Genomic DNA, 25,031 nt, shown 5'->3' with positions numbered 1-25,031 from the left:
GGTAACTCATGATCGGCACACCCGCTTTCCAGCAAAAAACCGACTTACACCAATGGACGTGGAAAGTATATAAAGCGGGAGAAGCGGCACAGCATATCGGGTATTTCCAACTGGAAAAAGGAAAGCCGTAGCGAACGCTATAGCGACAGCACACAACATAAAAACGGGCACAATTGACAGCCTTCTGATCAGGAGTGCACAGCCGACAAAAGACAGAATGACCCAAAAGTCAGGGGGCACCATGCCCAATTCGAGCGGATCACGAAAACGGTTCGGCAGCTTCGTTATATAAGCGGCGAATGCTTGTCGAATTTGAGCGTTTGCTAAGCCAGTCTCAGCAAGAAGAGCAGGATCGTTACTATTATCGCTATCAAAAAAGCTAGCGAATAAAGCGCCATAATCCTGATCATATGTCCAGGCTTGCCAGCGATAATAATAATATTGATGGTCGAACATTGCCTGTGCTGTGTAACCCCGGAAAATCTCCCTTTCGGATCCAGCCGTAAGATGTGGAACAATCACCCCTATCGACGCCAGGCTATACAGGAACCGACTGACCTGTACGCTGATGCCGTCGTTGCTGAGGGCCTGACCAAGGTCAATTGCTTGACGGTTAATTGCCGCATTCTCAAGCCCCTCCTCATGCCAGAATTGAGCCAGTTTGAGGACGTCATCCATGACCATCCCTGTTTCAATTTTCTGATCTCGCGGAAGTGAAGATGGGAAATCAACGGTGTCGAATAGATTACGAACTGCAATTGATGGGTGAGGATTGATCTGGAAACCAGCCACCAGAAAATTCAGGCCGCCGGAGGGCATAAAGAATCTTCCGGTCTCCAGGAACCGATAGGCAGGATAGGCGACTGCGGAAGAAATGGAGGTAATAATCAAGATAGGCAACCATCTCGACAAAAGCCTCCCCCTATACAACAAGCAGCAAAATAGCATTGCAGCAATGATAGCTCCCCAATAGCTTCGAAACTGCGTCACTACAAATAACGCTCCGAGCGCTACATATAAACATGACCCTCCAAATTCGCCTCGGACTGACAAGCGCAAGCAACAGGCGAATGCGATCAAAACCAAAGAGGATGTAACGGACTCCGTGAGAAGCGCATTATGGAACGACTGGTAGGCAGGCAAAAACAACAGCACAAACAGCGAGATGAGGTGGAAACGCGACGGCCAGAACTCGCAGATCGTACGGAAGGCAAATATGAGCGCGATAGCAGCAAACGCGTGCTGAAAAATCGCAAGTAGCGGCCACTGCCAGGACGAAGGAAAGAATTGTAGAACGACCCAAATCACTGGGACGCCGGGGCCGAGGTGGCTGTAAATCCATTGTCCAATAGTCGCGTAAAAAGCAGTCAGGGACGCTGCTGATCTCATAGCCGCCGCAAGTTCAATGTAATCTCTGCCATCAACCCAGTAAGTTGCCCCGAAAACGATCAAGGCATAAATATGCACGATAACGATCGCCAAAGACCCAATCAAAACACACCTATCCCAGCGGTTGATATCCACTCCGCTATTCATCGGCCTTACCTCCCATGAGGTGCTTTGATTGGATTTAGATCGCTAACCAGCTCCACTCAGCTCCTCTGTGAAGCAATGACGTTCATTCCGCCGGACACCGGAATCATTTTACGCACCGCATCGGGGTTTCTCGGCAACGGACGCATAGAGTCAACAGACGAAATTTCGTAGTCGCAGTTCCACAAAATTTGAAGAAGCTGGTCGAATTTTTCCGGCTGCTGATCATACACATATGGCGCAAGCTCCAGCATGATAGAGGGCTTGCTATGCTTCAGGACAGCTTGCGCCCCAACTAAAACATCGAGCTCATTTCCATCCACATCGAGCTTGATAAAATCGATCCTTGGATTGCCAAGTCCCACTACATAACGGTCGACGGTATCCATCAATGCACCGTCAGTAGACATCAAGCGTCCAAAATGCTCGGCATGCAGATCGTCCGCCCTCTCAAGCGGCCAACTGGAATAAACGGCCGTCGGCACAACACCCTCCGCACTCGCCATAAGCATCATCTGGTTCGCGCGGATGCGAGATTGAAGCAATGGATTCAATGCAATATTGGCACATTGCTTCGAGTATGCGTGCGCGGTTGGCTCGAAGGAATGAACTCTTCCTGAGTCACCAGCCAGCAATGCAAGGGGAAGAGTATGAGCGCCAACATTTGCTCCAATATCGAGAATGACATCGCCCGTCTTAACTAGGGTCGCATATTTCCGAAGCGTTCTTACCTCGAAGCCACCGAGCAAATAGATCGCAAAGTCGATACCATCCTTTAGATCAAGCGACCACCGAATGCCCCTCCGGACGACCACCACGTTGTCGGGAAGTCCAAAGACATGCCTGAGAGCCAATACAAGCGCAGAAAGGCAGCGCGCGATTCGTATTTTTGTTCCCGTTGAAAACATCGCTGATCTATTATCCTAAAACTTCGCCGATTTCTTTTCGATATATCAAGAGATTACAATAGCTGTCCGCAGAAAAATGTTTAAGTTCACTCGGATCAAATTTTTCATTTGGGTAGCCCGCAATACTTTCTAAAGAAAATCCAAGAGACTGTAAGAAAAGCACTACGTCTTTGGAGTTCACATCCGCCTTTTGCAGCCCGAAAGGCCAGAATTCCATCAGAAGTTTTATATCATGATTTTCCGTCAATACTCTTTTTGCGCCGAGCAAGACGTTCAATTCATACCCCTGAACATCGATTTTCATAAAATCGACACGATGACCTGGACGAAAATAATCATCAAGAGCGACCAACGGAACATCAATACTCTTGCGACCATCTCCGCTATCGAATGTCCTGTGATCCACATTCATTTCATCGGATGTGTAGAGCTTTATGTTGCCTGTACGCTCGCCGACCGCGCTTGGAATTGCGATCGCGTTCGTAAGGCTCGCAATATTCCTCTTAAGCCTGCTGAAATTGATAGGGTCGGGCTCAAAACAGTGAACCGAGCCTTCCGATCCGATGAGGCGCGAAAAAAATCGAGAATAGACACCAATATTTGCACCGATATCGACAACCGTCATGCCGGGCCGCAAGATCAGCCGAGCGATCTTGCGCTCCTTGCGGTCGGCGATCGCTTTCCAATTTCTGTATAAAAGATAATAAAGCGGATAATTGCTGGAATAGAGCCAGTTTGCCAAGCGAAACAGGGACAACTTCATTTTTCACCTAGGGCAAAAAGACGAACTGTGAAAAAAGAAGCGAAAAGTTTTGGCGCTGCGCGGGCCATCGCCTGATCGATCTTGAAGCACATGCTATAGATGTATGGCGGCACCGGAATACGGCGAGATATCCCGCCAGTTGCCATGTACGAAAATGCCGAGAAATAGCTTCGTCTTGTACGGGATAGATCATAGCAGTCCGCAATTTCATCTTCCCAGCCGTTCCGTGAGAAGAATAACATGTGCGGAAGCGCTTGGTTCGATGATGAAAGGGGACCGTCGATCTTGTCTAAGATCGGTCGCTTAATCGAGAAATCCACAGGCTCATGGTGCAAGAGCTTGTACAATGGGTAAGAGGTTAGGGAAAAATACGGCTCGACCATATAAAGGCTGCCATTTGCACGGAGTTTTCGCGTAGCACCGCGGAGAAACCTGATGGGATCGCGAAGATGATGAAGCACGTTTGTCAGCGTGATCGCATCCAGACTGTGATCCGGAATTTCCGATAAGGCATCAATGTCATGGCAATCAAAGACCAAATCCAGATAGTCCAGATTCAGTATGTCGGATGTAATGACGTTCGGAAAGTATAGTTTCAGCGGCGAAGTACCGCTCCCGATTTCGAGAACGCGCCACGAATTAAAATCCGGTTCATTGGCAAACAACTGACGGTAAAGCTGTTCATACCAGTACATCAGGTTCACATTCGCCTTCAACCTTCTTCGGTTGGCAAGCGTTGCTTGAAGGTCGTGGTTATAGAGATCATCGGCCATCATAAGAACTTTATCTTCCGCGCCGCAAAAGCAAGCATTGCCAAGAGAATGGCGCCATGCCTCCAACGGGAGATGTTGGTGTCGCCGTAGAGCCGCTCACGATAACTTATGGGTACCTCAACGATTTTCAGGCCCATTCTTGCAGCGCCGAAGATCAAGTCGAAATCACCAAAGGGATCGAATTCCCCGAAATAAGAACGGTTGGCTTCAAGCTTCAAGTAGTTCGCTCGGCTGATCACCTTGGTGCCGCATAGGGTATCTTTATACCTCTGACCAAGAACAAAGGAAAAAGCGATCGCAAAAAACTTGTTCCCGATAAGATTGAAGAATCGCATTGCGCCCTTCTCCATCGGGTAAACAAGTCTTGTTCCATTGATGAATTCACCTTTGTCAGCCACAATTGCTTGATAAAACTTTGGAAGATCCTCTGGCGGCACAGTCATGTCTGCATCCAGGATCATGAGTATGTCTTTTGTTGCTAAACTGAACCCCTTACGGACAGCGTCGCCTTTTCCCTTCGCATCTTGTTGGGCGATTACGATTTTGTATTGATCGCCATAGCGTTGGCTTATCTTCTTTATGGTCTCCCACGTCTCATCCGTGGAGTTGCCTTCAACAAAGATAATCTCGTCCTCTGGTCCCATCGCGGGAATGCGGCGAACGATTTGTTCTATGTTGCCGGCCTCATTCCTGGCTGGGACGACAATCGAAACCGACGGCTTGGGTTTCTCCAGGATAGTCACTTTGGGGCGAGCGATCGCGATGTTAAGAAGACAAAAAATTCTGAAAAACGGCAGCGGCGCAATAAAGCGATTTGTAAAACCGCTGATAAAGGGAATGTAAAAAGGAACGAGGATACGCTGATCCAACCGGATGAGTTCAAAATCCTCAAGATCGAGAAGATTGTGAATATCCTCGTGCGCCAACCAGTTGGCCTCGGGAAGTTTACTGCGTAAGTTGAGCTTTGATGCAAGCGCTGCAAAAGGCCGCCACAAGCTACTGTAGTAAGTCACGACCAGCCTTGTATCAGACCGGCAAAGCTCCCTTACAGCTGCAAAAAGGGCCTGGATGTCTCGTTCATAGTGAATCAATCCACTTACAACCAGAAAATCCGGCGGATTCCTCCGGACGTCCTCGATGGAAAGAGCATGGGCACCATCGAAGCCCTCGTCACGATCCTCTTTTCGAAAGGCGATTTTTCCCTGGGGGAAACTCCCTATCAATTGAGTATTGGCAGGATCTATTTCCACAACGGAATTCTGCGGCAAGACGAACAAGGAAACGTATCGGCGCAGAAGATGATAGAAGTATTTTTTCATCGTCTACCTTATCGCTAGACGGCCGAACCGCCACTGACAACCAATCATCAGGGCAGGAACTGCGTAGATCACCAAAAATAGAAAATGTATCGCGGTTGCGAGCACCAAGCCCTCAGAAGAAGGTCTTCCGAGCAATATGAATGCAGAGACGATGGAAGCATGAAATGTCCCAACGCCTGAAGGAGCAGCGGGTATCATTAAACCCAGCGCCCCAGCAAACAGAACGACAATCGACTCGTCATACGAGAGGGATACCCCCACGATGCGGCCTGCCAATATGTAAGTCCAAGCGTATAACGACACCCACATCGACAAGGTCAGTAAACTCGGCAGGGCAATTGCGGAGATTGAAAGACCGCGCCCCATATCAAACAGTACACGTTCCACCCCTTTTCCCGCGACTGAACTGAGCTTTAAGAGACGGAGCAGCCTGCTGGCAACAGCTGACAACTGCTTTGAAAAAAAGCGCAACCCGATTGCGCCTAACAACGTCCCGGCAAATCCAACCACAGAGAAATAGAGGATGTAATCATTAGAATCCAAGGAGCGATTTAGTACCGCCGCCAGAAAACCAACGAGAAAGATCGTAAGGAGATCTACAAATTTTTCGACAACGAGGCGACTAAAAACCCCAGCATAGGGAATTTCCACTCGCTGACCGCTATAATATACTCTGAGAAAATCTCCTCCGCGCGCGGGGAGCAACATATTACCGCCGAGGCCAATTATCGAAGCGGTGAACGAAGCCATTGCACCAAGTTTAAAATTGAGAAGAAGCCGCCAGCGCAGAGCATAGACAAACGCAATCGCACTTGTGAGCAGCAGAAAAAGCGCAACCCTCCCGGGCGAGATACCAAATTCCATCACCCGAAAGGCATCTCGCCATTCTATACGATTGGCCAAAACGAAGACGAAAATTAGACTTACCATCCCGGCAGCGGTCGCTCGGAGAATTTTAGAATTTCGGATATCAGGCCGCCTTTCCGTTCGTTTCCAGCATAGCGCTGCCCTCGGGAGTTCTTGGAACTTCCGAAGATTTTTGATTTGTAACAGAATAACCAAGTGCCGCAACCACGAGATTATTATCCACAGGGCTGTTCAGCGATCACTGTCGTCGCAACCGCTTCTTCACGTCGTGGAAATGCCCTTCGGAATACGCTGTCCCACGACCAGCACGGAGTGCCATGAGGCCTGATCTACGCGCCCGTACTACTTGAGGCATAACTGAGGGGTTGCGAATGGCCGATTTCAATAGATGGACCAAGATTGACTTTTACAATCGGAACCCGCAATCAGGCGCAACGTAACGGTCCGCAAAATGCCAAAAGCATAATATGCGGCGCTAGAGGCGACGCGTCCTCTAAAGAAGCCTTAACTATCCGCGAGCAAACCATGCGTAAATCTTCGAAAATATTCGTGGCGGGACATAGGGGTATGGTTGGGTCAGCTATTGTGCGGCACCTCCTAGCCAGCGGCTGCCCCGCGGATCTGATCGTCACGGCACCGCATCGAGAGCTAGACCTGATCGAACAAGCCGACGTCCGCCGGTTCTTCGAAAGGGAACGACCCGACCAAGTTTATCTTGCTGCGGCAAGGGTCGGCGGTATTTACGCGAATAACACTTATCCGGCTGACTTCATCTATGACAACTTGATGATGGAGCTGAATGTCGTTGACGCAGCGTTTAGAACCGGCGTTAAAAAGCTGTTGTTGCTTGGCTCGAGCTGCATTTATCCAAAGCTCGCCGACCAGCCGATCAAGGAAAGCGCACTTCTGACGGGCCCTTTGGAGCCGACCAACGAGCCCTATGCCATTGCTAAGATCGCCGGTATCAAGTTGTGCGAGAGCTACAACCGCCAATATGGCGATAGCCATGATGTCGACTACCGATGCATAATGCCTAGCAATCTCTACGGTGTTGGCGACTCCTATCACCCGCAGAATTCCCACGTTATTCCCGCATTGATAAGGCGCTTCCACGAGGCAAAGGTGAGCGGAGCCTCAAGTGTAACGCTATGGGGTAGCGGCACGCCTATGCGAGAATTTCTTTATGTCGATGATATGGCCGCGGCGAGTGTTCACATCATGGATTTGCCTCGTGAAGACTATAAGAGGCTGATGCCAGCAGGACAAAGCCACATCAATGTCGGCTACGGAAGCGACGTAACCATCCTTGAAGTTGCAACCCTCATTAGCGAGATCGTTGGCTTCACTGGCAGTATCGGCTTCGATACAACTAAACCCGACGGTACTCCCCGCAAGTTGATGGAAAGCGAAGTCGCAAGAAATCTCGGCTGGTTGCCAATCGTTGACCTGCAGCAGGGCCTCAAGCTGGCCTACGAAGATTTCCTATCCCGAGAGAAAGTTGCATAAATGAGCAAAGTCGCATTAATAACCGGCATAACCGGACAAGACGGTTCTTATCTTGCGGAACTCCTTCTTTCGAAAGGATATGAGGTTCACGGGATCAAGCGGCGCATGAGCTCGTTCAATACGCAGCGTATTGATCACATCTACGAAGATCCGCACAACGAGAACATGCGGTTCAAGCTGCATTACGGCGATCTGACGGATACGAGCAACCTGATCCGCATCATTCAAGACACCCAGCCTGATGAGATCTACAATCTTGGCGCCCAAAGCCATGTGGCCGTCAGCTTCGAAAGCCCCGAATATACTGGCGATACCGACGCCTTGGGCACGGTGCGGCTTTTAGAAGCCATCCGGATTCTAGGCCTCGAAAAAAAGACGCGTTTCTATCAAGCCAGTACCAGCGAACTTTATGGGCTCGTCCAGGAAACGCCACAGAAGGAAACAACCCCCTTCTATCCCCGCAGTCCTTACGCAGTCGCAAAGCTATACGCTTACTGGATTACCGTGAATTATCGCGAATCCTACGGCATTTACGCGTGCAACGGCATATTGTTCAATCACGAGAGCCCCCGCCGCGGTGAAACATTCGTGACGAGAAAGATTACGCGTGGGATAGCGAATATCGCGCAAGGCCTCGAGAAATGCATTTATATGGGCAACCTTGACGCATTGCGCGACTGGGGACATGCAAAGGATTATGTCCGCATGCAGTGGATGATGCTCCAGCAGGAGCACCCACGGGACTTCGTTATTGCTACCGGCAAGCAATATAGCGTGCGCCAGTTCATCGAATGGGCCGCGGAGGATCTGGGCATCAAGCTGCGCTTTGAGGGAAGCGGCTTGGAGGAACAAGGCATCGTGGAATCCGTGTCCGGAGATAATACGCCAGCGCTGAAGCCAGGCGATACCATCGTCAGGATCGATCCTCGATATTTCCGCCCGGCCGAGGTCGAGACCCTGCTTGGTGACCCCAGCAAAGCCCGGGATCTGCTGGGATGGGTCCCGGAGATTTCGGCGAGGGAAATGTGCGCTGAAATGGTCTCGCACGATCTGGTGGAGGCGCAGCGACACGCTCTGCTCAAACGTCACGGGTTTGACGTCAGGGTCAGCACCGAATAATAACGGCCTCAAAGTCACCAGGAAAGAGATCGTGATAAATTTCGCTATTGTTGGTTGCGGGCGGATCGCAAAAAGACATTCGGAACTGCTTGGCCTTGAGCAGATCGAAGACGCAAGATTGACAGCGGTTTGCGATGTTGTTCTCGAAAAGGCAAAGGAATTCGGCGAGCGTTTCGGCGTGCCCTATTACCAGTCGTTTGACGACATGATGCAGAACGAGCAGATTGATGTCGTGTCGGTGTTAACGCCTAGCGGCATGCATGCCGAGCACGTGATCGCACTGGCCAAGTACAAGCGACATATCGTCGTCGAGAAGCCGATGGCGCTGACGCTGACCGATGCGGAGGCCATGATTAAGGCGTGCGATGACAATGACGTACGCCTGTTCGTCGTTAAGCAGAACCGTTTCAACGTTCCTGTCGTCAAGGCACGCGAGGCATTGGATAGCGGCCGTTTCGGCAAACTCGTCCTCGGCACCGTCCGGGTCCGCTGGTGCCGCGACCAAAGCTATTACGATCAGGACAACTGGCGCGGCACCTGGGCTTACGACGGGGGCGTTCTGGCCAATCAGGCAAGCCATCACATCGACATGCTGACTTGGTTCATGGGCGAAGTGGAGAGCGTTCACGCCCGTGCCACCACAGCACTGGTCAATATCGAGGCCGAGGATACCGCCGTTGCCACGCTGAAATTCCGCAACGGTGCCCTGGGGATTATTGAGGCGACCTCCGCGACACGCCCCAAGGATATCGAGGGCTCGATCTCGATCCTTGGCGCCGGCGGGTCAGTGGAAATTGCAGGTTTTGCGGTCAACAAGATTAGGACCTGGCAATTCGGCGACAACGATCCCGCCGATGCCGAGGTCATGGAAAAGTATTCGGTCAATCCGCCAAATGTCTATGGCTTCGGCCATCAGGCCTATTACGAGCATGTGGTTGATTGCCTGGTGAATAACAGCAAGGCTCTTGTCGACGGTCACGAGGGCCGACAGAGCCTGGAGCTCATTATGGCGCTCTATGAATCGATCGCATCCCAGAAGGAAATCAGCCTGCCCCTGGAGGTCAAATATTCCAAATTGGGAAGCCGGTCCTCGTGACGGGTCGTTCGCCGACACTCTGGAAGGCGCAGATCCGGGATGTAACCTGCGGCGATCGCGTGAAGATCGTGGAGCCTGCCAATGTCTATGAATGCGCGCTGTCGGATGACTGTTTCGTAGGCCCCTTCGTCGAGATCCAGAAGGGTGTTCAGATCGGCGCTCGCACGAAGGTGCAGTCGCATAGTTTCATTTGCGAGCTCGTGCAGATCGGCGACGATTGCTTCATCGGACATGGTGTGATGTTCATCAACGATCTTTTCTCCAACGGCGGACCGGCGAGAGGAAACCGGACACTCTGGAAGGAGACACGCATCGGAAATCGTGTGTCCATCGGATCGAATGCCACAATCCTGCCGGTAACCATTTGTGACGATGTGGTTATCGGCGCCGGAGCGGTCGTGACCCGTGACATCGAGGTTTCCGGGATTTATGTCGGCAATCCGGCTCGGTTCATGCGCCCTGTTGACGACACCGGATCTGCCGAGAATTGAAATAAAGCGGACGTATCAACATCAATCGACATACCGAGAGCGACATCATGAAAGTCCCCTTCGCCGATCTTCATCTGCAATATCTGTCGATAAAGGACGAGATCGATGCAGCTATTGCCGACGTCATCAAATCCTCGGCCTTCATCCGGGGCCCCTTCGTTCAGAAGTTCGAGGACGAATTTGCTGCCGCGGTCGGCGCGCCCTATTGCGTTTCCTGCGCAAACGGCACGGATTCGCTCTACATCGCCATGCACGCGCTCGGTGTAAAGCCCGGCGACGAGATCATTACGACCGCACATTCCTGGATTTCCACCAGCGAGACCATCACGCAAGCCGGCGGCAAGGTCGTCTTTTGTGACACGGATGCCACGACCTTCACGATCGACCCCGCCAAGCTCGAAGAAAAGATTACCTCGCGCACCGTCGGCATTATCCCTGTCCACCTGTATGGGCAGCCCGCCGACATGCGTGCGATCATGGCGATTGCCCGCAAGCATGGCCTTTGGGTTATCGAAGATTGCGCTCAAGCGCATCTGGCGGAAGTTGACGGACAGATGGTCGGAAGCTTCGGGGATGCGGCCTCCTATTCGTTCTATCCGGGGAAAAACCTTGGCGCCATGGGGGATGCCGGTGCCATCACCTGCAAGGACAGATCCCTTGCCGACAAAATGGCAATGTTTGCCCGTCACGGTGGCCTGATAAAGGGTGAGCACCGGATCGAAGGCATCAACAGCCGGCTCGACGGACTTCAAGCGGCCATTCTGTCGGTCAAGCTTCCGCGCCTCGCCGAATGGACCGCGAAGCGGCAAGAGGTTGCGGCGCGCTATGCCGCGGCGCTCGGCAATGTCGGCGGGCTGGAACTGCCGGAAACTGCGCCTGGCAGAACGCACGTCTACCACCTTTTCGTCGTCAAGCATGAGCGTCGTGACGCCCTTGCTGCTCACCTGAATGAACATGGCGTCCAGACAGTCATAAACTATCCGGTCGCGTTGCCCTTTCTCTCCGCTTACGAACATCTGGGCCTTCACGCGGAAGACTTTCCCAATGCCTTCCATAATCAATCGCGGATCCTGTCAATTCCGATATTCCCCGAGATGACCGAAGATCAGCTCGCTTACGTGGCCGACACCGTCAGGGGATTTGCTGCGTGAGCAAGCCGCAATCCGGCGACCGGGGAGAAGCACGCTCAAGCCTCCTCGGTAACTCCAGCTGGAATCTGGCGGCTTTCGTCTTTACGCTTATTGCGAATCTGGCCACGGTGCCTTTTGTCGTTCGCTGGATCGGATTGCATGATTTCGGCTATGCCGGCATTGTCATTGCGGTCACCGCGCCCCTCACGCTCATCGGCACCGTCCTCGGCCAGGCAACGGTCCGCGAGACTTCGACGAGAACAGGACGCGGTGAATATGGCGCTGCATTTCACGTCGCAGCCGTTGCATTGAAGATGTGTCTCATCGCGTCGGCAATCGGCTGTATCGCCCTGGTGCTGACCGGACCATGGATCATGAGAAGCCTCGTAAGCGACGGGGGCTCTGGCTCCCAGAGCTTCACTGTTCCATTCTTGATCGCTGCAGCGGGCATTTTTGCCCAGCAGTTTTCACTGGTGCTGCAGGCCATTTCCGTAGGGCGACAAAATTTCAAGAATGTTGCCAAGGCTTCCGCCTGGAGTTCTTTTGTCACGGTTTTCGTCACGTTGGGATTTACCTGGTTTATCCCAACGCTGAATGGCTATCTGTCCGGCTTCGCCGGAAGCCTCATCCTGTCTGCGGCAGGATGGCTCCTTGTCACACGTCATATCCTGCGCCGTGACGAACACGCAGGCCCAAAGGTCGGAGACGAACTAAACGCCCTGCTACATTTCGGGAAATGGCAAGGACTATCGCAACTTGCAGGTATTTTCGGCAACCAGATGGACAGGTACGTGCTTGCGTCCCTGGCCCCTGCCGCCGTGGTCGGACAATATAATATCTGCAATCGCGTGCAGGAGGCCGGCTACATTGCGACGATACGTGCATGCGAGGTGCTTTTTCCGCGCTTCGGCAGCATGTCCGCCAGCAGCGAGTCCGAACGATTTGATTTTTTCCTCAGCTCTTCATGGGTCAATGCGGCATTCGGCGCAATCATGCTATCGCCGATCGCAATTCTCTCACGACCCCTGCTCACACTTTGGGTCGGGACGGAAACGGCCGAGGCTGCCGGCCATCTGTTACAGGTTCTCATCCTCGGAGGCTTGATCGGATGCAGCTACAACGTGTTTTTCTACTATGCCGCCAGCATGGGGAAAAATGCGACCGTGACGATGGTCTCGCTGGCATATTCTATAATGACAGTCATCTTCTCGATTGTTTTCATAGGATATTTCGGCCCCGTCGCTGCAGGCAGTGGCCTGTTGGCTGCAACCATCATCCGATTCGGCCTCACGCTCGTTGTGATCCGCCGCCGCTTCTTTGCGGCGTTCAGCGGTGAGCAGATGTTTGCGAGCACCGTTGGCCCAACTGTTGTTGGTTCCGTGCTCTCGCTCGTTTTCTATCAAGTGCAATTCCAGTGGATCGACAACTGGTTCCTGCTCGGCCTCGCCTACATCCTGTTTTTCGGCATTGTCGGAATGGCGATGGTGCTCACCGCCATGTCGTCAAAAACCGGACGTATTATCTTGTCCAGGATTTATAGCTCCGTTAGAAGCACAATCGTAGATCGGTATTTCGGCCGGTTGCATGGCCTGACGAAACATAAGAGAGGGCTTTGAGTGATCACTGTAGTGGACTACGGTGTCGGTAATATTGGTGCGATCATCAATATGGCGGACTATCTCGGGATCGATGCCGAAACAAGCAGCGATCCTGACAAGATCAGAAATGCCTCCAAGCTCATTCTTCCAGGCGTCGGCGCGTTCGACAAAGCCATGCTGACCCTGCAGAACAAGGGATTGATTGACCCGCTCAATGAAGCGGCACAGAAGCGGCAAATTCCCGTTCTTGGCATCTGCCTTGGCATGCAGTTGCTGGCGCGCAGAAGCGACGAAGGTGTTCAGGCCGGCTTGGGCTGGGTCGCGGCGGATGTACTTCGGATCACCTTGCCGCCCGAATCCCCTCTTAAAGTGCCGCATATCGGCTGGCTCGAGGTGAAGCCGGCGCGCAAGAGCGCTCTTTTCGACTCGGCAGTACATGGCGAGCGCTTTTATTTCGATCACGGCTATTATGTGCAGTGCGACAGCCCTCAGGACGTGGCGGCGACAATCGATTACGGTAGCGAAATCTGCTGCGCCGTGAATTCCGGAAATGTAAGCGGCGTGCAGTTCCACCCGGAAAAGAGCCACCGCTTCGGCATGCGCGTGCTTGAGGCCTTCGGGAAGATTTGATGAGAAAAAGGCTTATCCCTGTTCTGCTGGTCGACGAAAAACATCGGCTCGTCAAAACTGTTGAATTCGGCGAGCGGACCTATATCGGCGATCCGTTCAATGTCGTGCGGCTTTTCAACGAGAAGGAAGTCGATGAGATATGTATCCTCGATATCGATGCCGCCAAGAAGGGCCGCGGACCTGATATCGGCTTCATGCGTGAACTGGCAACCGAATGTTTCATGCCGCTGGCTTATGGCGGCGGAATAAGCCGGCTGCAGGAATGCGAAGATCTTAATCGCTTCGGCGTCGAAAAATTCGTCCTTGGAAGCCGCGCCGGCGACCCACAATTGCTGAAGGCGATTGCCGCGGATATGGGAAGCCAGGCGCTTGTTGCCTGCGTCGACGTCAAAGGACAAGGTTCTGCGGCAAGGTGCGTCCAATTGAATTCCGATGCGCCGGAGGATCCGGTGGAGTTTTGCCTGTGGCTTCAGGATCTGGGTGTCGGCGAAATCATCCTTCAGTCCGTAACGCTCGACGGGAGGCGATCGGGCTACGACCTCGAACTTATAAAGTCTGTGACGAGCAGATTAAGCGTACCCGTCATCGCGCTCGGCGGCGCAGGAAACTATGATCACTTGGCCGAGGGTTTGCGTGCAGGCGCATCGGCTGCGGCATCAGGAAGCACATTCACCTTTGTCGGCCGGTTGCGTGCGGTTCTGGTAAATTATCCCGATCCAGAAATGCTTGAAGGAATGGAGCGTCACGCCCATGCGTAAAGCGCAACGGATATGTTCCTTCTGCATTATGGACAATTCCAATCCGGCAATCGAGTTCGACGCCAGCGGGCAGTGCAATTGTTGCCGCGATGCGCTCACCAGAAAATCGCATGAATGGTGGCCCGGCCCCGAGGGCGATCTCAGGATGCAACGTCTTGTCGCCATGCTGAAGCAGGAAGGCAAGGATAAGCCCTATGATGCGATGGTGGGGCTCAGCGGCGGTATCGACAGCGCCTTCCTCGCCCATCTCGCCGGTCGCAAGCATGGTCTCCGCTTGCTCGCGGTCCACATCGATGGCGGCTGGAATTCCGAGCCTGCCGTCCACAACATCGAAAGACTGGTGCGGAAGCTTGACCTCGACCTTCATACCTATATTGTCGAGTGGCAGGAAATGCGCGATCTTCAGGTCTCGTTCCTGAAAGCATCCGTGCTCAATCAGGATATCCCGCAGGATCACGCGTTTTTTTCGACCCTCTACAGGACCGCGGCAAAGTTCGGTATTCGGCATTTTCTGAGCGGCGTCAACTTCGCGTCCGAATCCGTCATTCCTCCCGGCTTCGGCTACCCTTCCGTCGACGGAACACATGCACGCGCCATTCAGCAACGCTTCGGCTCCATAACGCTCGCCACCTACCCCTTCATGAGCTTTCCGGAATATATCTGGATGACGCGGGTACGGAAGCAGCTTACAATTCATCGCCCGCTGAATTATTTCGATTACGACAAGGAGAAGGCACAGGAAGAGCTGCGCCGAGAATATGGCTGGCGCGACTATGGCAGCAAGCACAGCGAGTCTCGTTTCACGAAGTTTTATCAGGACATATATCTGCCGGCGAAATTCCACTTCGATAAGCGAAGGCTGCATCTGTCGAGCCTGATCGTAGCAGGACAGATGACACGCGATGACGCCCTGGCAGAGATTTCAAAGCCGATCATACTTGAAAGAGATGCACGCAGGGAAACCAAGTTCGTCGCCAAAAAGCTGGGATTGACCGAACAACAACTCCAGTCCTACATCCTGGCGCCGCCAGTTCCTCACACTGATTATCCCAACGGTATGATGCTGCACAAGGTACTCATGCAGTTGCGTCGCTGGGTTCGAAAACTGGTGCCGGCCCGTCGTCACGTGACCGCTAAGGCAACAAATGTCGACTAGCCTCGTCTTCTCGATCGCGGTTGTTCTATCTGCGGTATTTTACTTCCGGCGCATCGGGGTAAATTTTACCGTTTCCTCCCTGCTGCTTGGGCTGATGCTCGTTCTGCATGGCCCGCTTTATCTTTATTACACACGTATATGGGGGCCCCAGACCGCATTTTTTGAAAAAATACTGTCTGCGGCACCCGAAGGGGAGGTCATTCCCACCCTGGATCTCGCTTTAGCTCTATCGTTTTGTTCCGTATGTATTGGAATAGCTCTCTCCGATAAAGTTTTGGGGATCAGCCGTCAGCAAATGCGCGACGCCATTAGCAATTGGAACCTGCAAGGTGTACGGGTTTCTAGAGGCTTCTCCGAGAGGCTTGAGATTATAGCTACCATCGGCGTGCTGGTTCTCGGATTTTTTATCCTCAGCGAGAACAGCGTTCCGCATGTGCTAACCTATTTTCACACAGGTGCGAGCGAACTCGAAAAGATAGCGATGCGCCGTGAATTCGGGGGCAGCCAATTTTATCTATTGAACCTCTTTAACTCTAACCTGTTCCCGTTTCTGGCATTTTGCTGTTTCGTCGCATTGAGGGAGAGGTCTATCTGGCTCCGACCTTTGGCCTGGGCGTTTATTGCCGTCGTGCTTTTCGAAAAGGCAGCGACGTTGAGCAAGGCACCGCTAGCGATTTTCATCTTGCAATTGATGGTGATCGAATATCTCCGGCGATCACTTCAGGTCCGCCTCGGCGCGGCTCTCGGTTTTATCGCCGTTTGTGTTGTGCTGTTCGGAGCGATGACGGCGATCGCCATTCGAGAAGTCAGCGGTGTCGGAGAAACGCTCGATTTCCTCTTCTACCGTGTCTTCATGATCGTTAATGAAAGCCTGTTGGAATATTTCGCAGCAATCCCAAGCGTGCTTCCGCATAGTTGGGGTCGTCAGTTCAGCTGGTTGGCCAATATCCTGCAATCAGAGTCAACTCCGCCCACCTATCTGCTTGTTGGCGCAGTGCATCGCGGAGTGATGGGCTCGACGACAACCGCGATGTTCATTGCCGATGCCTGGGCAGATTTTTCCTGGGCTGGCGTCCTTGCTCTCTCACTTATGGCGGGCTTTTTCGTGAGATGGCTCGATACCGAGCTAATCGTAAAGCGAGGCAAGACGGCAGCGACCATTTCCGGTCTGGCGCTCGGCCATTCGGGCGTCTTCATCATGCTATCCACCGCATTGCAAACCGCAATGGTCACGGGCGGATTGATCTTGGTTGTACCATTGACCATAGCAATGTCTTGCGCTTTCAAATGGCGCCCGATCAACCAGTATCCAGGCAGTGTCGACAACATGGCCAGCCTGAAGCAGGCATAAACGACATGCGTATTTTCCAGAACTCAGGTGTATATGCATCCTATTTGCCGCGCCTCAATCGCCTTGCAAACCAGGAAATAGAGTTCCGGAAGCGATTGCAGGTCTTTCTGGACGACTCTTATGGGGCATGTCACATCCTCAAACCTCCAATCGAGTTGGCGCCTGACGTCTTTTTCACAAATGGCGACGATGAAAAGCTTCAAAAATATTGGGCTGCAGAGAATGGTCTTCCGAGTTCAACCAGCATGGAAGAGATCCTGCTTAGTCAAATAGAGCATCACCGAACTGAGGTTTTTTATAACATGGATCCGATGCGTTACGGCAGCGAGTTTTTACGAAAACTGCCGGGTAGTGTTCGCAAATCCATCATGTGGAGGGCGGCTCCGTCCGGTAATGTTGATTTCGGAGCGTATGATCTTATCGTTTGCAACTTTCCAATCATTTTAGAAAGTTACCGCAAGCATGGATGGCATGCGGAGTATTTTGCGCCGGCACATGACCCTGCAATGGATAACTATGCCGCCAACGGCAACCGGTCAGTGGATGTTTTATTTGTTGGAGGTTACAGCCGCCACCATCGCAAGCGCGCCGAAATTCTGGAGGCGGTCTCTGAGCTCGGCAAGGAATTTAGGGTTGTATATCACCTTGACCGATCCCGCCTCACCCGCCTCGCGGAAAGCCCGATAGGCTGGCTCCCGCCTCTGCGTGAGCACAAACGGCCGAAGAGCATCCGAGCAGTTTCCCAGCAAGCTATTTTTGGACGGGACCTCTATAGCGCCATCTCACAGGCAAAAATCGTGTTGAATGGTGCTGTCGACATGGCCGGCCCCGACCGAGGTAATATGCGCTGCTGGGAGGCACTAGGTTGTGGCGCAGCCATGGTATCCGACGCCGGGAACTACCCACAGGGCATGGTGGATGGCGAAACCATGTTAACTTATGATAGCGCTCGAGCCGCGGTATCTATCATACGCGACCTACTTGCTGATCGACGGCACCTACAATCAGTGGCAGCCAAAGGCCACAGTATGATCAGGACACTCTATAACAAAGATGCTCAGTGGCAGCAGTTCAATCGACTGGTCGAGATCGCATGAAGCTCAATCCATCAGCAATAGGTAATCTTCTAGCTGGCATTTTGGTGCGGAACAGAAGTCGGTTCGTTGTGGGAACGCGGAGCAGGGTTCGCTGGCTGGCCTTGCGCTCCGTACGAGGTGGTAACACTCAAATTGGTCGAGACTGCATTATAAACTGCATTATCAGTTTCGACGACCCGAATGGGCGCGTTTCGATTGGCGATCGATGTTACCTGGGATCAAGCCATCTAGTTTGCCACTCAGGCATCAAAATTGGAAATGATGTCATTATTTCCTGGGGCGTAACGATCGTAGACCACGACTCTCACTCGCTGGATTGGAACCAGCGAAAAAACGATGTTCGGGATTGGGGTATAGGTCGGAAGGACTGGTCCGGAGTCGCGATTAGGCCAGTTGTGATCCAAGATAAAGTGTGGATCGGCTTTGGCGCCAGTATCTTGAAGGGCGTGACAGTCGGCGAAGGTGCGGTTATTGGTGCGCAAGCCGTTGTGACGCGCGATGTAGCACCCTACACGGTTGTCGCAGGTAACCCGGCTCGGATCATTCGCCACATAACGCCGGAAGCAGTCTTAACTCAGGATTGATGATGACATCGCAGCATCTGGATACATGGGAGCAGGCTGTACAATGGCTCCGGGAACAACCCGACCAGCAGAAGCTTGTTATCGATGCCTATTATGACGACCCTCTTTCGAAAGCAGCCGACCGTTACTGGCGTAGCGACGAGTGGGCAGCCATCCGTAAGTTTCTTCCTGAGCAGCGGGGCAGCGCCGTCGATATCGGCGCAGGGCGAGGTATCGCAAGCTATGCTCTGGCCAAGGAAGGCTTCAATGTCACTGCCCTTGAACCCGACAAAAGCGACCTCGTCGGTTCCGGAGCGATAAAACATCTCGCGGAGGAAACAAAGCTGCCGATTCAAGCGGTGGAAGAGTTCTCTGAGAAATTACCGTTTCCCGACCAGGCGTTTGATGTCGTCTTTGCAAGAGCCGTCTTACACCACACATCGGATTTGGCAGCCGCCTGCCGGGAGTTCTTTCGTGTCCTGAAGCCCGGCGGCCGCCTGATCGCCGTAAGAGAACACGTCATTTCCTCGAAAAACGATCTTCCGGTCTTTCTGGACCAGCATCCTCTTCATAAGTTGTATGGTGGAGAGAATGCTTTCCTTCTGACGGATTACGAAAATGCTATTGTTTCCGCCGGGTTTGATATGGACAAAGTCCTGGCACCTCTCGAAAGCGAAATAAATTTTGCTCCGTACACCAGGAATGAACTAAAAAGAGAACTCGGGGCGCGTGTCGAAGCCAAGCTGCCACTCGTCGGCGGTGCCGCTTCCGCAATCTTGCGTTTCGACCCGGTTTGGACCGTTCTGTCACGTATTGCACGGGTGTTCGACAACCGACCCGGACGGCTGTACTCCTTCATAGCCACGAGGCCCAGATAGAGAAGAATGGCTCGAATCCTTATCACTGGCGCTCACGGTTTTATCGGTAGATATCTGGCGCGGCATCTCTCGGAAAACGGGCATGTTGTGCTTGGTCTTGGTCATGGTATTTGGCCTCCTCTCCACGCGGAACGGTGGGGGCTGGCGCTTTGGCACAATGGTGAGATTGATGGCCTCAATCTTCGGCTGATACAACGACAGTCCGGTACTCCTGACATCGTGTATCATCTTGGCGGCGGTTCATCGGTCGGCGTCGCGATCGCAAATCCCCGCGAAGATTTTCACCGCACGGTCAATTCGACAGCCGAACTCCTTGAGTGGCTTCGACTGGAAGCGCCGGACTGCCGACTGGTGGCTATTTCAAGCGCTGCGGTTTACGGCGCCAATCACGAGGGTCCAATCGCGGAAACAACGGCTACGAACCCGTTTTCGCCCTACGGCCATCACAAAAGCATAATGGAATCCCTGTGTCAGTCCTACTGCGACACATATGGGTTGAAGGTTGCAATCGCCCGTCTCTTTTCGGTTTATGGACAGGGGCTGCGCAAGCAACTGCTATGGGACGTCTGTTCTCAACTCGAAAGAAATCCGGATCGTCTGGGTCTTGGCGGCGGGGGCACTGAACTCCGAGACTGGATCGAAGTTGGGGATGTTGCACGTGCGCTATCTTTGATTGAAGCACAGGCCGAACAGTCTCGCCCGGTTGTCAATGTCGGCACGGGTACCGGCACAAGTGTTCGCTCGATTGTTGAGATGGTTGTGGACGCATGGTTCGAGAAAGAACCTTCTCGTCCGGATATCATTTTTTCCCGCGAGGCGAGAAAAGGCGATCCTCAAAGCCTCGTCGCGGATTCGACCCGGCTCAAATCCCTCGGCTTTGAGCCGCGCGGCGATTTGAAGGATAGGCTTTCCGCGTATGTCGGCTGGTTCCGGTCGGAGGCCGGCACAGCAAGATGATCAATATCGGTTTTACCATGATCGGCGGTCGCAACTGGACCGGCGGATACAATTATTTGCTGAACCTCGTCACGCTTTTAACCCGCTACCGAAAGGACGAGATTTGTCCCGTCGTTTTCTTCGGAACCGATGTTGAGGAAGACGAGGTAGCGCCATTTGCGAGCCTGGACGGCGTAAGGGTCATCCGCCATCCATTGTTCAACAGATCTCGAAGCCTTCGGTCGCTAATACTCAGTCTTGCAACCGGCACGGATAGAAGCATCCGCGCGGTGTTCAACAAACACCAGATCGATGTGGTCTTTGAAGTGGCGCAATTTTTTGGCTTCAAGCTCGGCCTACCTGCCATTGCGTGGTTTCCGGATTTCCAGCATCGTTATCTGCCACATCTTTTCAGCAGGTTTGGCTACTGGAAACGTGACATCGGATTTCGGCTCCAGATTATGGCTCATCGCTCGATCATGCTGAGCAGCGAAGATTCCAAACGGTCTTGTGAACACTTCTATCCCGCAGCTCGAGGTCGTACGCATGTCGTTCGCTTTGCCGTGCCGCCAAAAGGCAAGATTGACTATAACGTGGCGCGGGCAGTTGCCGACAAGTACCGGCTACCGGAGCACTACGTCTTCCTGCCCAATCAATTCTGGAAGCATAAGAACCACCTTCTCGTCCTTGAGGCGCTGAAAATCCTCCGTGAGCGGAGACACGAGATCACGATCGCGGCGAGTGGCAATCAATCGGATCCACGTGATCCCACATATTTTCCAAGCTTGAAGGCAGCCATCAAAGAAGCTGGACTTGAGCAGAATTTTCGTTTGCTCGGGTTGATCCCCTATCAGGACCTCGCACCACTCGGCATTGCGAGCGTGGGGCTCCTAAATCCTTCGCTGTTCGAGGGGTGGAGCACCACGGTGGAAGAGGCTCTATCCTGGGGCGTGCCCCTGATCCTGTCAGATCTCAATGTGAATCGAGAGCAGGCAGGTAAAGCAGCAACCTATTTCAACCGCTACGATGCACATTCGCTCGCAGATGCCTTGGTCTCTGTTCGCCCGCATACGGCTGCAACGATCGCTACAAGCGGGGATTTCGCGCAGACTGTGTCCAACGAACGAGTTCTCCGCTTCGTTTCTGACTTCACCTCGCTTGTTCGCCATACCTGCAACCAAGTGCAATAAGAGAGCAATGACCGAGCACGTGTGGTGTTTCAGTTTCGGTCGACCATCAGAGAACGCAAATGAGTGAGCCGAAGATTTCCGTCATTACTGTCGTCTTCAACAATGAAGACACAATTGCCGATACCATCGAGTCTGTTGCCGCCCAGGATTACTCCAATCTGGAATATATCGTTATAGACGGTCTCTCGAAGGATCGGACGCTTGATAGGATCAAAGAACGCAAGGAGATCATCAGCAAGCTGATCTCCGAAAAGGACGCCGGCATCTATGATGCGATGAACAAAGGTATCGCATTGGCAACAGGCGATATCATCGGCTTTATCAACGGGGACGATTTCTACCTGCCTGGTACGTTGGCCAAGGTGGCCGAGACATTCAAAGACGACCCGCGGCTTGAAGCGTGTTACGGTGACCTCTGCTACGTCAAGCAAGACGATCCCCAAACCGTAGTCCGCCACTGGCGTTCGTCACCTTTTGTGCCGACCGCCTTCGAAAAAGGGTGGGCTCCCCCTCATCCGACTTTTTTCGTACGCCGCAGTGTTTATGAGCGATTTGGTTCATTCGATCTCGGTTACCGTATCGCCGCCGATGTCGAGTTGATGATGCGGTTCCTGGAGCATCACCGGATCCATGTCCGGTACGTGCCAGGAGTGATGGTCAAGATGCGTATGGGAGGCACAACCAATCGCAGCCTTACAAACATCGTGAACCAGAATAAGGAAATCCTACGTGCGCTTCGGAGTCACGGCCTGAACGCTCGTCTATTTCGGTTTGTGAGCGGAAAATTTCTTTCACGAGGTCTGCAATTCGCTCGTGGGAAGTTCCACGTTTCGACGGCGCCAAGGGTCAAATAGCTCAACGAACGAAGTGCGGCGGCGATTAATTCTGGTTAGCAGAGATTCGCGCTTAATTTGTACGTCGGGAGTTGTACCAGGTCTTCGCAATTGCTGCAAAGACACCAACAGCAAAACCGCCGATCAACCCGACGAGAATTCGCTTCAGGCTATTTGACGACACCGGGGACGGCGACGCATAGACTGGAGACAAAAGCTTCGCGGGCTCATTTAGCTGCAGCCGTGAATTTAGATTCATAATTTTCTCGCGAAGAAAATTGGAATCATCCCGCGTAGCCAAATAAATCGCTTTCTGCCAGTCAGAACCCTGCGACGACTCAATCAGTTTCAAATTGTCTGCGAGTTGATTTTCGCTGGCAGCAATTTCTGCCTTGATGCCGTCATCGCTCTGCGAGGCCAAGAGCGATTGCTGCTCTTGCACCAGCTGAACGACCGATGTCACACAGCGCTCAGCGAGTTCCGGCGTGGCTGCAGTGAAAGATATCGATATCCCATCATCCGGCGCGGTCGGAGCTGTAATTCTTACGCCTCGTGCCAATTGCTCACGCGTGGCGTTGCCGTCCTGAGAACAGCTGGAGGCGAGCTTTAAGTCGAAAGCAGTTGGTGAACGCATTCGATACAAGAAGCGGTCCCGCGGCTCCACGGGAACTACCAGTACGGTTCCATCAGGCCCAGGCCTGCCGATTTTCGCAAGAACGAGTTGTGCGGATGCTTCGAAAACCGCTGGCGCTTTGCTGGTAAGAACACTTGCACCGATGAGGCCGATGACCGCACATGCACCAATCACGAGAGCATTTTTCTTGAGGAAGGAAGCCAAAACGAAGAGATTTATTTCTTCATCAAACCGCTTCTCGGACATGGTCGCTCCCGACGTTCACAAACCGGAACCCGAACGAAGTGCCACTTGTTCGAAGCTCGTCATGAACCGCTTCAAGCGTATCCTCGCCCTTAAGTCAATGTTCAAAACATCTCGTCGCGATGTCGGTAGAGCTTGTCCTAAACATCGCGCACAACGAGAATTCAAGGTCAGACAGTAAAGTCCTAACTGTCGCTGTTAAGTCAGGTCAGGTCGATTAACCAAAAACCATCATCTGCGGCGGCACCACTGCCAGGAGGCCGGCGCGGCGGGCGGCGACATATCTGAGGAGCTGTTCGACCACCCTTGGCATGACAGGTTTTTGAACCACGCCAAGCGCGCCGCGCACGCCGTCTGCAACCACTTCCGGATTGGCAGTCATGAAGACGACGGAAATGCCATGGTCTTCCGCGAGCTGCCGGCCGATCTCCGGGCCGGTCGCGCCATCTGAGAGATTGACATCGACGAAGGCGATATCGGCGAGTGACGCGAGCCTGAAGGCCCCCTCGCGATCCGATGCGAGGCCAGCTACATGCACGCCCATGTTCTCGATCGTCATTTCGAGATCGAGGGCGATCAGAAGTTCGTCTTCGACAATCAGCACTCGCTGTTCCATGAGATGTTCCCGTTGCCAGCTACGCATGACATTCGTGGCCATGACAGATCCCCTTTACACTTTACTTCAGGAGACTCCGCTTCGTTGAAGACAGATCGCTTCGACGAGGCTCGCAGCTTAAACGGGCGATGCGACGATATGTTCCGGCATGAAACGCACTATTTCTCGATTAAACTTTTGTTAATATTGATAAATTCTTAAAAGCCTTTGCAGATCGTAAAAAGGCGGCCTCTCTGGCCGCCTTCTGAAATTCTGATTTTGGAGGATCCTCAGCCCTTGGCCTTCAGCACCAGAACCGGATCCTTGCTGTAATCGGCCGGGAAGATTTGCTTCAGGTTTTCGATTTTCGGCAGGTCGTTATAGACGATATAAGGGTAGGTCGGATTGAGCGTCAAAAAATCCTGGTGATACTGCTCGGCCGGGTAGAAGCCGGTATAATCGGTGACCTTGGTGACGATCGGCTGTTTGAAGACATGCGCCTTGTCGAGCTGGGCGATATAGGCTTTCGCGACCTTGCGCTGTTCCGGGTCGGAGATGAAAAGTGCCGAGCGGTATTGGGTGCCTTCGTCCGGTCCCTGGAAATTGAGCTGCGTCGGGTTGTGCGCGACCGAGAAGAAGACTTGCAGGAGCTTGCCGTAGCTGACCTGTCTCGGATCGAAGGTCACCTTGACGGATTCGGCATGGCCCGTCGTACCGGAGCTGACCGTTTCGTACTGGGCGGTTGCGGCTTCACCACCAGCATAGCCGGAAATGGCGCTTTTGACCCCCTTCACATGCTGGAAGACGCCCTGGACACCCCAGAAACAACCGCCGGCGAAGACGGCCGTCTCGGTGCCGGACTTACCCGCCTCGTCGATGGCAGGGGCTGGAATGACCACGGCATCTTCCGCCGCTTTTGTGGCGACGGAACCGAGCCCGAGCGAAAGGGCAGCGGTTGCAAAGAGCGCGGCAAGGAACTTGCCTGATGTGGATATGGGCATGGGGGCTACCTCCGGGAACTACATGGCCAGATCCTCGCCGATCGACGAAAAAGCCGCAAATCA

The 25,031-nt window shown here is 53.0% G+C and carries 25 protein-coding genes; 16 read left to right on the top strand and 9 right to left on the bottom strand.

Translation table 11 applies throughout. The features are described 5' to 3' along the window. Window positions 1-6: 6 nt before the first annotated feature. From PMI11_RS18080 to PMI11_RS18055, 6 genes are read right to left on the bottom strand one after another with little or no spacing between them, the layout of a single operon-like run. Complete coding sequence (locus PMI11_RS18080) at window positions 7-1,536, bottom strand: hypothetical protein (RefSeq protein WP_007819723.1); 1,530 nt, start codon at window positions 1,534-1,536, stop codon at window positions 7-9. Between the two features lie 56 nt (window positions 1,537-1,592). Next, window positions 1,593-2,441 carry an FkbM family methyltransferase gene (locus tag PMI11_RS18075; protein ID WP_007819720.1) on the bottom strand — a complete coding sequence of 283 codons (849 nt, stop codon included), beginning with the start codon at window positions 2,439-2,441 and terminating at the stop codon, window positions 1,593-1,595. Window positions 2,442-2,451: 10 nt separating this feature from the next. After that, window positions 2,452-3,204 (bottom strand): FkbM family methyltransferase, encoded by a 753-nt coding sequence (locus PMI11_RS18070; RefSeq protein WP_007819714.1) that lies wholly within the window; start codon window positions 3,202-3,204, stop codon window positions 2,452-2,454. Continuing rightward, a complete protein-coding gene (locus tag PMI11_RS18065; protein ID WP_007819713.1) occupies window positions 3,201-3,980 on the bottom strand; it encodes a class I SAM-dependent methyltransferase in 780 nt (259 codons plus the stop codon). The genes PMI11_RS18070 and PMI11_RS18065 overlap by 4 nt, the downstream gene beginning before the upstream one ends. Then, complete coding sequence (locus PMI11_RS18060; protein WP_007819712.1) at window positions 3,977-5,296, bottom strand: glycosyltransferase family 2 protein; 1,320 nt, start codon at window positions 5,294-5,296, stop codon at window positions 3,977-3,979. Before PMI11_RS18060 ends, PMI11_RS18065 begins: the two co-directional genes overlap by 4 nt. 3 nt (window positions 5,297-5,299) lie before the next feature. Further along, window positions 5,300-6,226 carry a lysylphosphatidylglycerol synthase transmembrane domain-containing protein gene (locus PMI11_RS18055; protein ID WP_007819711.1) on the bottom strand — a complete coding sequence of 309 codons (927 nt, stop codon included), beginning with the start codon at window positions 6,224-6,226 and terminating at the stop codon, window positions 5,300-5,302. 462 nt (window positions 6,227-6,688) lie between these two features. Between PMI11_RS18055 and PMI11_RS18050 the strand changes: the two genes are divergently transcribed. Genes PMI11_RS18050 through PMI11_RS17975 form a run of 16 tightly spaced genes read left to right on the top strand, consistent with a single transcriptional unit; the run spans window position 6,689 to window position 22,516 of the window. Then, a complete protein-coding gene (locus PMI11_RS18050) occupies window positions 6,689-7,669 on the top strand; it encodes a GDP-L-fucose synthase family protein (RefSeq protein ID WP_007819710.1) in 981 nt (326 codons plus the stop codon). Further along, window positions 7,670-8,788, top strand: a complete 1,119-nt coding sequence (gene gmd / locus PMI11_RS18045) for a GDP-mannose 4,6-dehydratase (RefSeq protein WP_007819709.1) — start codon at window positions 7,670-7,672, stop codon at window positions 8,786-8,788. Window positions 8,789-8,819: 31 nt separating this feature from the next. Next, complete coding sequence (locus PMI11_RS18040) at window positions 8,820-9,884, top strand: Gfo/Idh/MocA family protein (RefSeq protein WP_007819708.1); 1,065 nt, start codon at window positions 8,820-8,822, stop codon at window positions 9,882-9,884. Continuing rightward, window positions 9,881-10,375 carry an acyltransferase gene (locus PMI11_RS18035; protein ID WP_007819707.1) on the top strand — a complete coding sequence of 165 codons (495 nt, stop codon included), beginning with the start codon at window positions 9,881-9,883 and terminating at the stop codon, window positions 10,373-10,375. The genes PMI11_RS18040 and PMI11_RS18035 overlap by 4 nt, the downstream gene beginning before the upstream one ends. A 47-nt stretch (window positions 10,376-10,422) precedes the next feature. After that, complete coding sequence (locus PMI11_RS18030) at window positions 10,423-11,526, top strand: DegT/DnrJ/EryC1/StrS family aminotransferase (RefSeq protein ID WP_007819706.1); 1,104 nt, start codon at window positions 10,423-10,425, stop codon at window positions 11,524-11,526. Continuing rightward, window positions 11,523-13,121 carry a lipopolysaccharide biosynthesis protein gene (locus PMI11_RS18025; RefSeq protein ID WP_007819704.1) on the top strand — a complete coding sequence of 533 codons (1,599 nt, stop codon included), beginning with the start codon at window positions 11,523-11,525 and terminating at the stop codon, window positions 13,119-13,121. The genes PMI11_RS18030 and PMI11_RS18025 overlap by 4 nt, the downstream gene beginning before the upstream one ends. 12 nt (window positions 13,122-13,133) lie before the next feature. Next, entirely contained in the window at window positions 13,134-13,733 is a 600-nt protein-coding gene (gene hisH / locus PMI11_RS18020) for an imidazole glycerol phosphate synthase subunit HisH (RefSeq protein ID WP_244430611.1), read from the top strand. Further along, window positions 13,733-14,491 (top strand): HisA/HisF-related TIM barrel protein, encoded by a 759-nt coding sequence (locus PMI11_RS18015; protein ID WP_007819701.1) that lies wholly within the window; start codon window positions 13,733-13,735, stop codon window positions 14,489-14,491. Before hisH ends, PMI11_RS18015 begins: the two co-directional genes overlap by 1 nt. After that, on the top strand, window positions 14,484-15,647 hold the full coding sequence (locus tag PMI11_RS18010) for an N-acetyl sugar amidotransferase (RefSeq protein WP_007819699.1): 1,164 nt from the start codon (window positions 14,484-14,486) through the stop codon (window positions 15,645-15,647). Before PMI11_RS18015 ends, PMI11_RS18010 begins: the two co-directional genes overlap by 8 nt. Next, window positions 15,637-16,998, top strand: coding sequence for an oligosaccharide repeat unit polymerase (locus PMI11_RS18005; RefSeq protein ID WP_007819696.1), 1,362 nt, complete (start codon window positions 15,637-15,639; stop codon window positions 16,996-16,998). Before PMI11_RS18010 ends, PMI11_RS18005 begins: the two co-directional genes overlap by 11 nt. Window positions 16,999-17,003: 5 nt before the next feature. Then, on the top strand, window positions 17,004-18,095 hold the full coding sequence (locus PMI11_RS18000) for a glycosyltransferase family protein (RefSeq protein WP_007819694.1): 1,092 nt from the start codon (window positions 17,004-17,006) through the stop codon (window positions 18,093-18,095). After that, entirely contained in the window at window positions 18,092-18,679 is a 588-nt protein-coding gene (locus PMI11_RS17995) for an acyltransferase (RefSeq protein WP_007819692.1), read from the top strand. Before PMI11_RS18000 ends, PMI11_RS17995 begins: the two co-directional genes overlap by 4 nt. After that, a complete protein-coding gene (locus tag PMI11_RS17990; protein ID WP_348257845.1) occupies window positions 18,679-19,536 on the top strand; it encodes a class I SAM-dependent methyltransferase in 858 nt (285 codons plus the stop codon). Before PMI11_RS17995 ends, PMI11_RS17990 begins: the two co-directional genes overlap by 1 nt. A 6-nt stretch (window positions 19,537-19,542) precedes the next feature. Further along, window positions 19,543-20,493: an NAD-dependent epimerase/dehydratase family protein gene (locus tag PMI11_RS17985; protein ID WP_007819688.1), complete on the top strand. Its 951-nt coding sequence runs from the start codon at window positions 19,543-19,545 to the stop codon at window positions 20,491-20,493. Beyond that, entirely contained in the window at window positions 20,490-21,662 is a 1,173-nt protein-coding gene (locus PMI11_RS17980; RefSeq protein WP_007819686.1) for a glycosyltransferase family 4 protein, read from the top strand. Before PMI11_RS17985 ends, PMI11_RS17980 begins: the two co-directional genes overlap by 4 nt. A gap of 59 nt (window positions 21,663-21,721) precedes the next feature. Further along, on the top strand, window positions 21,722-22,516 hold the full coding sequence (locus PMI11_RS17975) for a glycosyltransferase family 2 protein (RefSeq protein WP_007819684.1): 795 nt from the start codon (window positions 21,722-21,724) through the stop codon (window positions 22,514-22,516). Window positions 22,517-22,568: 52 nt separating this feature from the next. On the opposite strand, the gene PMI11_RS17970 is transcribed toward PMI11_RS17975, so the two are convergent. The 3 genes from PMI11_RS17970 to msrA form a co-directional block, all read right to left on the bottom strand. Then, window positions 22,569-23,375 carry a hypothetical protein gene (locus tag PMI11_RS17970; RefSeq protein WP_007819682.1) on the bottom strand — a complete coding sequence of 269 codons (807 nt, stop codon included), beginning with the start codon at window positions 23,373-23,375 and terminating at the stop codon, window positions 22,569-22,571. Between the two features lie 214 nt (window positions 23,376-23,589). Next, window positions 23,590-24,030, bottom strand: a complete 441-nt coding sequence (locus tag PMI11_RS17965) for a response regulator (protein ID WP_007819680.1) — start codon at window positions 24,028-24,030, stop codon at window positions 23,590-23,592. 227 nt (window positions 24,031-24,257) lie between these two features. After that, entirely contained in the window at window positions 24,258-24,968 is a 711-nt protein-coding gene (msrA, locus tag PMI11_RS17960; protein WP_007819678.1) for a peptide-methionine (S)-S-oxide reductase MsrA, read from the bottom strand. Between the last annotated feature and the right edge of the window lie 63 nt (window positions 24,969-25,031).

Origin of the sequence: Rhizobium sp. CF142 (assembly GCF_000281145.1) — a bacterium.
Taxonomy (GTDB): Bacteria; Pseudomonadota; Alphaproteobacteria; order Rhizobiales; family Rhizobiaceae; genus Rhizobium.
This window is presented reverse-complemented; position numbering and strand designations above follow the sequence as displayed.

What these genes read in the sequence shown, in the direction of transcription:
- PMI11_RS18010 (WP_007819699.1), top strand. Translation starts at nt 14,484, where the DNA reads ATGCGTAAAGCGCAACGGATATGTTCCTTCTGCATTATGGACAATTCC.
- PMI11_RS18050 (WP_007819710.1), top strand. Translation starts at nt 6,689, where the DNA reads ATGCGTAAATCTTCGAAAATATTCGTGGCGGGACATAGGGGTATGGTT.
- PMI11_RS17975 (WP_007819684.1), top strand. Translation starts at nt 21,722, where the DNA reads ATGAGTGAGCCGAAGATTTCCGTCATTACTGTCGTCTTCAACAATGAA.
- PMI11_RS17990 (WP_348257845.1), top strand. Translation starts at nt 18,679, where the DNA reads ATGATGACATCGCAGCATCTGGATACATGGGAGCAGGCTGTACAATGG.
- PMI11_RS18000 (WP_007819694.1), top strand. Translation starts at nt 17,004, where the DNA reads ATGCGTATTTTCCAGAACTCAGGTGTATATGCATCCTATTTGCCGCGC.
- PMI11_RS17980 (WP_007819686.1), top strand. Translation starts at nt 20,490, where the DNA reads ATGATCAATATCGGTTTTACCATGATCGGCGGTCGCAACTGGACCGGC.
- PMI11_RS18065 (WP_007819713.1), bottom strand. Translation starts at nt 3,980, where the DNA reads ATGATGGCCGATGATCTCTATAACCACGACCTTCAAGCAACGCTTGCC.
- PMI11_RS18075 (WP_007819720.1), bottom strand. Translation starts at nt 2,441, where the DNA reads ATGTTTTCAACGGGAACAAAAATACGAATCGCGCGCTGCCTTTCTGCG.
- msrA (WP_007819678.1), bottom strand. Translation starts at nt 24,968, where the DNA reads ATGCCCATATCCACATCAGGCAAGTTCCTTGCCGCGCTCTTTGCAACC.
- PMI11_RS17965 (WP_007819680.1), bottom strand. Translation starts at nt 24,030, where the DNA reads ATGGCCACGAATGTCATGCGTAGCTGGCAACGGGAACATCTCATGGAA.
- PMI11_RS17985 (WP_007819688.1), top strand. Translation starts at nt 19,543, where the DNA reads ATGGCTCGAATCCTTATCACTGGCGCTCACGGTTTTATCGGTAGATAT.
- PMI11_RS18015 (WP_007819701.1), top strand. Translation starts at nt 13,733, where the DNA reads ATGAGAAAAAGGCTTATCCCTGTTCTGCTGGTCGACGAAAAACATCGG.
- PMI11_RS18070 (WP_007819714.1), bottom strand. Translation starts at nt 3,204, where the DNA reads ATGAAGTTGTCCCTGTTTCGCTTGGCAAACTGGCTCTATTCCAGCAAT.
- PMI11_RS18080 (WP_007819723.1), bottom strand. Translation starts at nt 1,536, where the DNA reads ATGAATAGCGGAGTGGATATCAACCGCTGGGATAGGTGTGTTTTGATT.
- PMI11_RS17995 (WP_007819692.1), top strand. Translation starts at nt 18,092, where the DNA reads ATGAAGCTCAATCCATCAGCAATAGGTAATCTTCTAGCTGGCATTTTG.
- PMI11_RS17970 (WP_007819682.1), bottom strand. Translation starts at nt 23,375, where the DNA reads ATGTCCGAGAAGCGGTTTGATGAAGAAATAAATCTCTTCGTTTTGGCT.
- PMI11_RS18005 (WP_007819696.1), top strand. Translation starts at nt 15,637, where the DNA reads ATGTCGACTAGCCTCGTCTTCTCGATCGCGGTTGTTCTATCTGCGGTA.
- gmd (WP_007819709.1), top strand. Translation starts at nt 7,670, where the DNA reads ATGAGCAAAGTCGCATTAATAACCGGCATAACCGGACAAGACGGTTCT.
- PMI11_RS18060 (WP_007819712.1), bottom strand. Translation starts at nt 5,296, where the DNA reads ATGAAAAAATACTTCTATCATCTTCTGCGCCGATACGTTTCCTTGTTC.
- PMI11_RS18055 (WP_007819711.1), bottom strand. Translation starts at nt 6,226, where the DNA reads ATGGTAAGTCTAATTTTCGTCTTCGTTTTGGCCAATCGTATAGAATGG.
- PMI11_RS18030 (WP_007819706.1), top strand. Translation starts at nt 10,423, where the DNA reads ATGAAAGTCCCCTTCGCCGATCTTCATCTGCAATATCTGTCGATAAAG.